A 12,132-nucleotide genomic window follows, 5' to 3' on the forward strand; every position below is an offset into this window, starting at 1 on the left:
GTGTTCTTTGTTTCTTTTTTCAGGATGAGTAGGTACCCTGTCCTGAGCCTGCCGAAGGGTGCTGCGCTAAACCCGCGTTGTTTCAAAAACGATAAACTATTGAAAAGTAAATGGTTGACTACTTTTCTGTACTTGTGGTTAGCGTATCCGTATACGCCGGAGCAAGAGCGTAAACATACGATTAATTATTTAATACTAAAATCCATATGTCTCCTGAAAGCCCGGTATTACAGCTGTAAGCTACAAATTAGATAGCCATAAACCCTCGACTTTATGTTGCTAGCACTCCAATTGAAACCAGCCCCTGTCATATCTTGAAGCTTCTGCTAATGAGGTCTTTCCCAAATTGAAGAAGTATTCAAGAGACCTAAAGAACTCAAATGCTTATGCCTAGTTAAACCCGATTTCCAAACGCGATCTACCGGCAAATAACACTTATTGCCGTATATAGCCGATTGCTACATCGGCAAAGGGCAGTTGTTACATTGCCGTTAAAGTCTTGGCTGTAAGGGGATACTTTTACTTCTAAAAATTGTCATGATTGCTTGAATGGGGAAGATTTCCTGGAAATATTCTCCTTGTGCAAACCTTATGACACCTCCGGTCAAAACCGCAATTAGGCTCGACTGGTTGGATGATTTCGAAAGATTGGAATGTAAGGAGCCGACCGTTTTGGAAGATAATAAGAGAGCCATGTCCGGGATGTTGGGCAAAACAGGGAGATTGAAATTTCCGGGATCGCCTGATTCCCCTTCATACTTATGTTCTGAGCAATGGTCAGAACGCTACGACATTCAGAGGACTTCCATTCCATGGGTTAAAGTCGCTCGTACAAGGGCTATCACCTCACATAAATACCTTGATATATTATGAGAACAAAACATTTTATAGGTCTAAAAAGGCCTGTCCTTACACTGTTTACTTGTTTATGCACTCTGGGCCTGTCCGCCCAGACCGAGTTCATCACCACCTGGAACACAACTATCACCACTACCGGTTCTTCCGATAGCAACTCAATCACCCTCCCTTTGACAGGGACCTACGATGTGGATGTGGGCAATGATGGCACCTATGACCTGTTCGACCAAAGCGGGACAATAACTATAAATATCACCAACTACTCGGACCCAGCTACAGGTAGTAGCTATACCGCTGGGCAGATTCAGTTGGCCGTTCGCAATGCTACTTCCGGAGCCGGGACACTGAGCAGGATACTTCTCAACAATACCGCCGATAAAGAGAAGATACTTTCGGTAGACCAATGGGGTAATATTGCCTGGAGCAGAATGGATTTTGCATTTACAGGTTGTACCAATCTGGATGTTAAGGCAACTGACGCCCCTGACCTGTCCGCTGTGACTAATATGGGCAGTATGTTTAAAGGTTGTAGTTCCCTCGAGGGGAATCCGAGCTTCAATACCTGGAACATCTCCAACGTGCAGTATATGATACGCATGTTTGAATCAGCCAGCATCTTCAATCAGAACATTGGTAACTGGAATACAAGTAGTGTGATAGACACCGGGATGCAAGGTATGTTTCTGTTTGCAACTGACTTTAATCAGGATATCGGTAATTGGAATACTAGCGGTTGTGACGATATGCGATTCATGTTCACTGATGCAATGGCCTTTAACCAGGACATCAGCAATTGGGACATGAGCAATGTGGAGAATACAAACTATATGTTTCAGAGTAGGGTTTCAGGTCCAAATGGGCCGATCAAAACCGCCTTTGACCAGGACCTTGGGAGTTGGGATCTTCGGAAATTAACTTCCGCTACCGAGATGTTTGAATTCAGTGGGATTTCTCCTGCCAACTGGGATGCCACGATTAAAGGTTGGAATGCCCAAAACTTCACCAATAATGTAACTATCGGAGCTGATGGATTGAAATATTGTGATGCACAGGAGCGAAATGATCTGAACAGTGGAAGTTTCAAAGTTGATAAAGATAGTCAGGATACAGACCCACCAACTGCTCTGTGCCAGCAGCAGTTGACACTGGTGCTGGACGCTAACGGACAGGCCGCACTGACAACGGACCTTGTGGACAACGGCTCTAAGGATGCCTGCGGTAGTGTTTCTTTGAGTTTGTCGCAAAGCAGCTTTACAGTCTTAGACCTTGGTGATAACACCATCACCCTTACCGTGACCGACAATACTAGCAAGACTTCAACCTGTACTACCGCGGTTACTGTGGAGGACAATACTAATCCCGTTGCCGCCTGCAAGGATTTAACCGTACAACTGGATGCGACGGGTAGCATAACAATTGCCACATCGGATATTGATAACAGCTCTTCTGACAACAGTGGCAGTATCTCCCTCTCACTGGATAAGACGGATTTCGGCTGTTCTGATACAGGGCAGAATACGGTAACCCTTACGGCGGAAGACGATGCTGGAAACACGGATACCTGCACAGCTACAGTAACAGTTCAGGACACAACCGATCCAACTGCATCGTGTAAGCTGGTAACGCTTCCACTGGGTAACAATGGCACAGCTACCCTGACAACCGACCTGGTGGACAACAGTTCTGCCGATAATTGTGGAATAGCCTCCTTAGAAGTGTCCCGGAGCAGTTTTACAGGCTCCGATCTCGGCGACCAAACGGTCACCCTTACAGCGACCGACCCCAGTGGCAACACAAAAACCTGTAATACCACCGTGACCGTGGTAGATGATACGGCCCCCACGGCCTCCTGCAAGGATACTACTGTACAGTTGCTAAGTAATTCGGACTTCGTGGAAATCTTCCCGGCGGCAGTTAATGACGGTTCATCTGACAACGTTGACAATTTTTTGACGTTTTCCCTGAACAAGACAATCTTTAGCTGTTCCGATTCAGGGCAGAACACGGTGACCTTGACGGTTACCGATGACAGCAATAACACGGCTACCTGCACCGCTACTGTAACAGTCGAGGATATTGTTCCACCAACAGCCGTATGCCAGCAAGCGACTATTGAACTGGACGCTAACGGAGCCGCCACCCTAACAGGGGATCTTATAAACGGCAGTTCCAGTGATGCCTGCGGTACGATCTCTACTCTGGGCGTGTCCAGGAGCAACTTTACCGCCTCAGACCTGGGTGCTAACACGGTGACTCTAACGGTAACCGATAACAGCGGTAACACGGATAATTGTGAAACCACGGTGACTGTTGAGGATAATATTGCTCCCACAGCTATCTGCAAGGACATCACCCTTGAATTGGAAGCATCCGGCAGTGCTAAGATTATTGCCTCGGATGCCAACAACGGCTCGTCAGACAATAGTGGTACCGCCGTATTGCTTTCCCTGGAAGAGGATACCTTCAACTGTTCCGATGTAGGGCAGAACTCCGTAACCCTCACAGTGGAAGACGGAAGCGGAAACACCGCTACCTGTACCTCTATGGTTACCGTTAAGGACGTTACCGCTCCGACGGCCGTATGCCAGGCGGTTACCCTTGAACTGAATCAATTAGGTTCTGCCAATCTGGCGGCAAGCTCCCTGGACAACGGTTCCAGCGATGGCTGCGGCGGAAACGTCACCGTGGAAGTAGACTTTTTTCAAAGACTATTTACGGGCGAAGACCTCGGTGAGAACACTGTGACCCTTACAGTGTATGATGAAAGTGGTAACGCAGATACTTGCGAGGCCATAGTGACCGTGGTGGACAACATCGCCCCTACAGCCAGATGCAAGGATATTACCGTGGAATTGGATGCGTTGACGGACAGCGTAACGGTCACCCCCGCGGAGGTAGACAACGACTCGTCCGATAACAGTGACGTTATGTTCTTTTCCCTGGACGAGGGCACTTTTAGATGTTCCGATGTGGGGCAGAACAACGTGACACTTACTGTGTCCGATGAAAGCAATAATTCAGCGACTTGCACGGCTACGATAACCGTAGAGGATAATATCGCGCCGGTAGCATTATGTCGCCCGGCAACCCTCACCCTGCTTGCAGACGGTACGTCCACCACTTTGGATCCCTCCCTTGTGGACAATGGTTCTAGTACTGCCTGCGGAAACGTCTCATTAGAAGTTTCTCCAAGTAGCTTTTCAATCTCCGACCTTGGCGATAACGCTGTAACCCTTACAGTGACCGACAACCATGGCAATGTATCAACTTGCGAGACCACCTTAACTGTGGTAGAAACTACGGCTCCGATAGCGGTTTGCCAGGACCTCTCCGTGCAATTAGATACAACAGGCGGCGCGACGATCACCACAGCCGAGGTGGACAATGGCTCTACGGACAACAGTGGGACTGTATTCTTTTCCCTGGACAAGACAAGCTTTGAATGTTCTGATTTGGGGCCAAATACCGTGACCTTGACGGTGACCGATGGCAGCAACAACACGGCAACATGTACCTCTGTGGTAACAGTTCGGGACCTGATCGCGCCTATAGCCCTATGCCAGGAGACAACGCTTGAATTGGGTCTTGACGGTACAGCTATTCTGGATGCCACCCTGATTAACAATGGTTCCACCGATAATTGCGGGATTTCCCTCAGCACATTCTCGGAGACCTTTACTGTCGCCGATCTTGGCGCCAATGATATCATCCTAACGGTGACAGACGAAGGAGGTAACACCAGCACTTGCGAGACCATAGTAACTGTGGTCGATAACATAGCCCCTACGGCCATTTGCCAGGACATAACAGTTGAACTGGATGCCTCTGGCACTGTAGTGATAGGCACAACAAATGTAGACAACGGATCTTCAGATAACAGCGGTGCCACAGTGGTGCTTAACCTGGACACGACCAGCTTCGGTTGTTCCGATCTCGGGCAGAACACTGTGATCCTTACCGCGTCAGATGGCAGTAACAATACGTCTACCTGCAGCGCTACAGTGACCGTGACCCCGGCATCTATAGCCGTGGTTACCAACAACGGACCAATTTGTCAGGGCTCCGTCATGCAGTTGAACGAAACCAGCGGACTGGCGATCTCATGGTCCTGGAGTAGTGACGGGGATGCGGTATTCAACGACCCTGGGCTGCAAAATCCGGAAGTAAGCAATGTCACTAACGGGGAAGTGTTTTCAGTTACCATCACTCTGGCCGATGGCTGTCCGGGTATTGGTACTGCAGTAGCCTCGGTTTTGGAGGTCCCGGTCCTGGAGGCTGAAAACCAACAAGGGTTTTGTCCTTCCGGAAATTTTACGGTATCCGATCTGGTGGCCTCAGGTAATGGCACCATACGATGGTACCCCGGCGAGAACAGCAATATGGAGTTTGAAAGCGATTTTCCCCTCTCAGATGGGGCGGTCTATTACGGATCGCTGGAGGACGGGAACGGATGTTTTTCCGAACGGGTCGCTGTTTCCGTAAGCCTTGCCCTGGATAATTGCGGCAGTTTACAAGACCTCGTAAAACGGGGATTCTCGCCCAATGGTGACGGGATCAATGATACATTTTCCATTTCCTGGGTAAAAAAGGATTACCCCAATTTTATCATAACGGTTTATGACCGTAACGGTTCCCTGGTGTATAAGGGAGATGTGGATACACCGGATTGGGATGGAAGTGCAGGACATGGAGTTACCCTGGGGGATGCAAAACTACCTAGCGGGGTATACTACTACACCATAGATTTTGGGGACGGCAGCACCCCGTCCTTTCAGGGGATAGTCTATCTGGACCAATAGAAAACAAATTAGAACAAAACATAATCTAAAAGTCTAAAACATGAAAGCAAAAATAAACAGATTGATCTTGGCCCTGGCAACCATAGGCCTTTTCATACAGCAAGCAAGGGGCCAGCAGGATCCCCAGTACACCCAGTACCTCTATAACCATAGTATCGTTAACCCGGCATTCATTATCGGGGAGGGAGGGCGCCTAAACGCTGGGCTGCTCTACAGGGCTCAATGGGTTGGAGTTGAGGGCTCGCCCCGTATCCTTAATGCCTTTGGGCAGTTTCGTTTGAACGACAAAATGCAGTTGGGGCTATCACTTGTTCGTGACGACATCGGTTCGGGAGCATTGTTGGAAGACAATGTATATGCGGATTATGCCTACATATTACAATTAGGTAGGGAAAGTTCACTTTCACTTGGCTTAAAGGCGGGTTTCACTTTCTTCAATTCGGATTTTGAAGGGTTTGGGTTCAATGACAATATGATAGACCCTGCTTTTTTGGAGCCAACCAGTGAGGTATTCCCAAACATTGGCGCAGGAGCCTATTATTTGAACAAGAACTTTTATGCCGGGATATCCGCATTGAATCTTTTGAACGCAAGGCATTTGGACCAGTCCGACGGCGTGATCAACAGGGGCCGGGAGGAAGTACACTATTACCTGACATCGGGATATACATTTCAGGTACTGCCAGACATCTTCTCCATGAGGCCCTCAATATTGGCCAGGGGCGTCCGTGGAGCACCAATGATCCTGGACCTGAACATCAACCTGTTGTTTTATGACCGTTTTGAGATTGGGATGGGTTACCGAACCAGCGAATCCTTCCTCTCCATGTTCAATTTTAGGTTAACCCCTGGGCTTAGAATCGGCTACGCCCATGATCATACAGTGAACAACCTTGGAGGATTTGGTTCTAGCTCACACGAGGTCTTCCTGTTAGTAAATGCCGATATTTTTAAGGGTAACTCCGATCCGGATCCCGCAATTGATGAGACATTGAATTATTAGTATTCGGGCACAGGGCGAGCTGTTTTGGTTCAGTCCACTACGTGGAAGTACCTATCCACAAAATGGCAGATTGAATTTCTCCGTTAACGGGTTTTGGAAGATAAGACATTCGATAATTCCAAAGCCTGTTCATATGAAGTTTCGCTGAAAAACATCTAATGCATAAGCAGGATATCTTTCTTGGGAGCTAAAACTAGAAGTCCTAAAGTTGGTGCAATGGCTATATACGATTAAATAGGGTCCATAAATAGGCAAAATAAATGACCTAATTGAATGTGAACATGACGATGTCTCGCGAATTCTTATTTTGAAAGACAATCTCCGGGCTTTTCACCTTCTATAGGGCACTTGATAAGATATTCTGTCCGTAGTTGATTATATCGCTTTGACCAATGAAGTTAGGCTTGCTATGAGCATAATATCATTTTAGGATCTTATCGTTTTAGCGACATACTGTGAGCGTACTACTTCCACTTATTCCGATATAACCACGCTTATGCATTTTCTTTTCCGATGGAGCACATATCAGCATAATTTTACTGCAGATAAAATAGCACCACAATTAGCGATAACATCGTGCAAATCGCAATAATTGATGCTATACTGAATCAAAAACAATATAAACCATGAGGAGATTTGCCTATTTGTCTTCTTTGTGATAAGCGCGCAGCCTGTAGGTGAGTAAAACTGTTTCCTCATTAATTCTTAGTAACGGTGATATGCCAAATCTTTAGTTCGAATGGGCTGAAAGCTAGTGTTGGAGTTTGATTAAGGGAATTTAAGATCAGATTCCAGGCTCAATAGACAGCATTTTGGTTAAATTACCTCAGAAAGACAAGTCTTTCGCTATGTTCTGAAAATATTCTTGTTTTTTGGCCGTAACTGTCGATGGCTTTTTGCGCTGATGCGGTATCTGCCGCTAATGCGATCAGTTATAGGCAGACCAATAAATCTCACCAGCACAGGTGCAGTCCCCGTATGCGTCGCACATTGTGTTGAATATCAACTGTTAAAAAATGGCGATTAATGGTTTTTTCGAATTTCCCAAAACGTTTAATCTATATTTTGATTAATTCAACCTTCCCCGGGTCATGAAAAGAATCTGCTGCTTAATTTTATGCCTATCCAACTTATCGTTATCTGCCCAGGAGGTGGATCTGACAAGCACTGTCCAATCCCTAAAGCTAAAGATCAATAATTCCGAAGCCGGTGAACGGCTGATGTGGATGGATAGTCTGTCCAGATTGATCGATAACCGAACGGAATTCGGCTACGATTCCATCGCCAGGAGCACTATTGCTTATGCCCTGGAGCTAGACTCCACTCGCCTGGCCCTGGAACACGCATACTCCCTGATTATATCTTCCTGGCAGGAACTGAGAGACCCGGAACGCTCCTTGGAATTTTTCAACAAGATAATGGAGCAGGTTCCTGACGACAGGAATTTTGCTGAATTGAGCGGCATGTACAGAGAGGCAGGTCGTAACTATATCATGCTCAACCGACCGGATAAGGCTCTGGAAAGTTTTGAACAGGCCTATACCTATGCCATAGAGGTCAATGATCAGGACCAAATGGGCATTATTAAAAATGCCATAGGACAGGTGCTGTCTGTAATGGGAGATTTCCAGCGGGCGGCGGCAGCACTGCAGGAATCCTATGATATTTTATCCAAGAGCGATCTTGAAATCGCCTGGCGGCCAAAGGGAAGCCTGGCGATCCTCTACTCTCAGAACGGGCTGCATAAGGAGGCAAAAAAAATGCGCTTGGAAATCATAGAAGAGGCCAGGGGATATAAAAGCGAAAGGAACAAAAATGAAGTGCTAAATGGTACATTTTATAACCAGGCCTTTGACGAGATGTTGAATGGTAGCCAGGAGGAACGGATCAGATTCCTCGATTCCACCAGGGTGTACGCTTTCAAAACGGATTACAGATTCCACGAACTACAGATATTGGTGGGTCAACTGAGTGCTTATGCTGAAAACGGGATGCTGGAAAAGGCTGAAGCAGTAAAGCAAGAGCTGGATAGGTGGAGTAGGGACGAGGGCTTCTTTGAAGTGGATGAGTACCACTTGGCCATGGCCCATTATGAATTTGCGATAGGCAATTACCAAAGAGCGGCCCTTCTGGGAGAAAGAGAATATGACAAGCTAAAGAGTTCCCAGTTCTACGAGGGGATCTATATGGCACATGGCTTTTTGGCCAAAGTGTACGACAGTTTGGGGAATTTATCCAGGGCACATGAGCATCTAAGAGCACATCATAAAATAAAGGACTCCATAGAGACTGTCCAGAAGGCGAACGGTTTTTCTTATTACCAGGCGCTTTATGAGGCAGAGAAGAAGGATTCGGAGATTGCCACTCAGAGATCGGAGATCGCGCTATTGAACGCGAAGAACCGGGCGAAGAACGTGTGGATTCTTTTTGGCGGATTGGCAATACTCGCCCTGATTGCCATTTTCTACTTGATACGTCTTCAGTATTTCGTCAAAAAAAAGCAACAGATGCATGCCCGGTTCTCCAGGAACCTGATCAAAGGCCAGGAGGAGGAGCGAACTCGTGTCGCCAGGGAACTGCACGATGGGGTAGGGCAAAAGCTGATGCTGTTGGCCAAAAGGACAAAACTGACCGGGGACCCGGAGATGGAATCCCTGGCCATGGGTACCCTGGAGGAACTGCGTAGCGTTTCCCGCGACCTGCATCCGGCCACCCTGGAGAAGTTAGGGTTTTCTGCTGCGGTAAGGGCGATTATCGATGAGGTGGATGCCAACACAACCATCTTTTTCACCCACCATATCGAAGATGTGGACCACTTGCTTTGCGAACAAGGTTCCCTTCACCTCTACCGTATGGTACAGGAAATACTCAATAATATCGTTAAGCATTCTGAGGCCAAGTCGGTATCAGTACATATAGAACAAAGGGCCGGTGACATCGAAATGGTGGTGAAAGACAACGGGAAAGGGTTTAGTTTCAAGGAAAAACTCCGTGACAGATCCAGTCTCGGAATGCGTACGCTACTGGAACGGGCCAAAATAGCCGGCGTCAAATTCCATGTGGAAAGCGGAAGCTCATTAGGGACGAAAATATCACTGGTAATGCCCACATAAAGGATTAGAATGAATAACGTTTCCATCGTAATTGCCGATGATCATCCTTTACTGTTAAAAGGACTTTATGAAGAACTGATTGCCAATCACTACAATGTGGTCGGACAGGCTTCCGATGGCATGAATGCCTTTAAACTTATCATACAATATAGGCCAACCATAGCATTGATAGATATTGATATGCCTTTTTTAACGGGCTTTGAAGTAGTAAAAATGGCCAGGGAAAAAGGGGTCTCCACTAATTTTATTGTGCTCTCCTTCCATAAGGAGGTGAGTTACCTGTGTCAGGCGAAAGCACTTCAGATAAACGGATACCTGCTCAAGGAAGATTCATTTTTTGAAATCGAACGATGTATCGAAGCTGTAGCGCAAGATCAAACCTATTTTAGTCCCTCCTTGGATTTGCTCACATTGCACAGTGCTAGCGATGAATTAAAAAAGCTCACACTGCTAACTGCTTCAGAACTTACGATCCTGAAGCTAGTTGCCAGGCAGGTCACAAATATTGATATCGCTGATCACCTTTGTATTTCTGTACGTACAGTAGAAAAACACAGAAGTAATATCATTGCAAAACTGGCACTGAAAAACGGAACCAATATCTTGACGAATTGGGCCATTACCAACCAAAAGGTCATACAGGAGCTTCAGAACTCCCCGTTTTTAACAAAATAATACAGCTTACCATTTAATACGTAATAACACGTAGTTTTTACGTGACTTTTCTTATTTCGTGAATAAGTGGTTTGAAGGTAACTTGCATTTCAATAACGAACTAGAATTCTATACTCTTTATTCAAATGAATAGTTGTATAAGTGGACTTAAAGCGACCGTGACCGGGGAGCAATTTATGATAAACGTTAAAAAGAACTCTTTTTTTAACCGTGAAGCAAAAAATCACATATCATCAAATTTTACCACTTATTTCCAGTGCCGGCTTATTCCGGCCCTGTTGGCAGACACTCATTTAATAATAATCCAAACTTTAAAGACACAGGTATCGGTAAGTACTTGCTTTGCTATGAACCAGCAACGGTTTTCGAGGCAATTGGCAAAAAGTATTAGATCTTTTTTGCCAGGCCTGAGGTCTTCATGAAAGAATTGTTCAATTAAATAAATTGTAATGATGACACCAGAATTAAAGGCATTTGTAGTTGAAAATGAGGTTTCTTACGGAGGATTGGAATTTGTACTTAAAAAATACTTTCCTGAAATCAAACTACTTGGATTTACTGAAGACATTGAAAAAGCTACGGATATGATCTATACCCATGAACCGGATATTGTTTTTTTGGAGACTGAGTTGAATAACGGCTGTGGGTTTCAGATTATTGAAAACCTATGGAAAAAGTCCAATTTTGTGATAACATCCAATGTTGATAACCACGCTCTGAAAGCCATATCCTTTGATGTTATGGCGTATTTGTTAAAACCTTTGAATTTGGATGATCTGATATTGGCAGTTGACAAGGCAAAACTTAAAGTTAGGCTTGCGCAAGAGAAACAATTTCTAAAGAACAGTAAAGTCCGTGAAGAAGGAGATATAAACGTATTGGCACTTCCCTCAATGGATAAAATTGAGCTAATTGAAAAAAGTCAGATTGTTTATCTGAAGGCAGAAGGGCGTTATACGCGGTTCATGTTGAGCACCGGAAAAACTAAATTAGCAAGTAGAAACCTGGGAGAGTTTGAAAAGCTCTTGGATTCCAAAACATTTTTTAGAACCCACCATTCTTTCATCGTCAATCTGGCTCAGGTCCAAAACATCAATAAAGCAGACGGAATTTATTTGCAATTGAAAATGGGGGAATCCATACCCGTGGCCAAAAGAAAGTTAAACGCTCTCAGCAGATTCCTAAAACTAAAATAGCCCATTGTCCGATTTTCCGCTGTAGCCCTGAAATTGGTTTAGGAAGGCTGCGACCCGGATCTTATGCAATCCTCGACCCCATCCGATTGCGCATACACCTAATGGAATATGGATATAGGTAGATATCGGGTGTCGTCGGTAGACCACCACCAGGAATTAACCACTACCAAAATTGTCGTACCTCGGCACTATCACCACTGCATCTTCGCCAAAGCTTGTAAATAAGATATCTGAGATTTTCCACTTATTTCCAAATAATGTCGGTTGTTACGTAAGGAAGGAACGTGTATTACTTTATGGTTAAGGGGTTGGCCCCTAGGGGGTACCTTTACTTTAAAAGTGTCATAATCGTTTGAAGAGGAACCCCCCCATGGAACCTTCCAACTTAGCGGACTTAGGTACGCTTCCAGCCAAAAATAACGGGTTCACCCGGTTATATGCTTTGGAAAGATTGGACTATAAGGGACCGACCGTTTTGGAAGATTATA

At 45.6% G+C, this 12,132-nt stretch carries 5 protein-coding genes; all 5 read left to right on the forward strand.

Annotated elements, in window-relative coordinates:
- Positions 1 to 869: 869 nt before the first annotated feature.
- The 5 genes from GTQ38_RS12780 to GTQ38_RS12800 all read left to right on the forward strand — a co-directional run bounded on the left by GTQ38_RS12780 (position 870) and on the right by GTQ38_RS12800 (position 11,644).
- Positions 870 to 5,657 (forward strand): BspA family leucine-rich repeat surface protein, encoded by a 4,788-nt coding sequence (locus GTQ38_RS12780; RefSeq protein ID WP_161435911.1) that lies wholly within the window; start codon positions 870 to 872, stop codon positions 5,655 to 5,657.
- Positions 5,658 to 5,697: 40 nt separating this feature from the next.
- Complete coding sequence (locus GTQ38_RS12785; RefSeq protein WP_161435912.1) at positions 5,698 to 6,660, forward strand: PorP/SprF family type IX secretion system membrane protein; 963 nt, start codon at positions 5,698 to 5,700, stop codon at positions 6,658 to 6,660.
- Positions 6,661 to 7,751: 1,091 nt separating this feature from the next.
- Positions 7,752 to 9,773, forward strand: coding sequence for a tetratricopeptide repeat-containing sensor histidine kinase (locus GTQ38_RS12790; RefSeq protein ID WP_161435913.1), 2,022 nt, complete (start codon positions 7,752 to 7,754; stop codon positions 9,771 to 9,773).
- 9 nt (positions 9,774 to 9,782) lie between these two features.
- Positions 9,783 to 10,448: a response regulator gene (locus GTQ38_RS12795; protein WP_161435914.1), complete on the forward strand. Its 666-nt coding sequence runs from the start codon at positions 9,783 to 9,785 to the stop codon at positions 10,446 to 10,448.
- Between the two features lie 449 nt (positions 10,449 to 10,897).
- The gene (locus GTQ38_RS12800) at positions 10,898 to 11,644 is read left to right on the forward strand and encodes a LytR/AlgR family response regulator transcription factor (protein ID WP_161435915.1); all 747 of its coding nucleotides are present in this window, start codon (positions 10,898 to 10,900) and stop codon (positions 11,642 to 11,644) included.
- Positions 11,645 to 12,132 lie beyond the last annotated feature (488 nt).

It is taken from the genome of Poritiphilus flavus, assembly GCF_009901585.1.
Lineage (GTDB): Bacteria > Bacteroidota > Bacteroidia > Flavobacteriales > Flavobacteriaceae > Poritiphilus > Poritiphilus flavus.

Bases quoted from the DNA above. Each gene is read 5' to 3' on its own strand.
- GTQ38_RS12795 (WP_161435914.1), top strand. From the start codon at position 9,783: ATGAATAACGTTTCCATCGTAATTGCCGATGATCATCCTTTACTGTTA.
- GTQ38_RS12785 (WP_161435912.1), top strand. From the start codon at position 5,698: ATGAAAGCAAAAATAAACAGATTGATCTTGGCCCTGGCAACCATAGGC.
- GTQ38_RS12780 (WP_161435911.1), top strand. From the start codon at position 870: ATGAGAACAAAACATTTTATAGGTCTAAAAAGGCCTGTCCTTACACTG.
- GTQ38_RS12790 (WP_161435913.1), top strand. From the start codon at position 7,752: ATGAAAAGAATCTGCTGCTTAATTTTATGCCTATCCAACTTATCGTTA.
- GTQ38_RS12800 (WP_161435915.1), top strand. From the start codon at position 10,898: ATGATGACACCAGAATTAAAGGCATTTGTAGTTGAAAATGAGGTTTCT.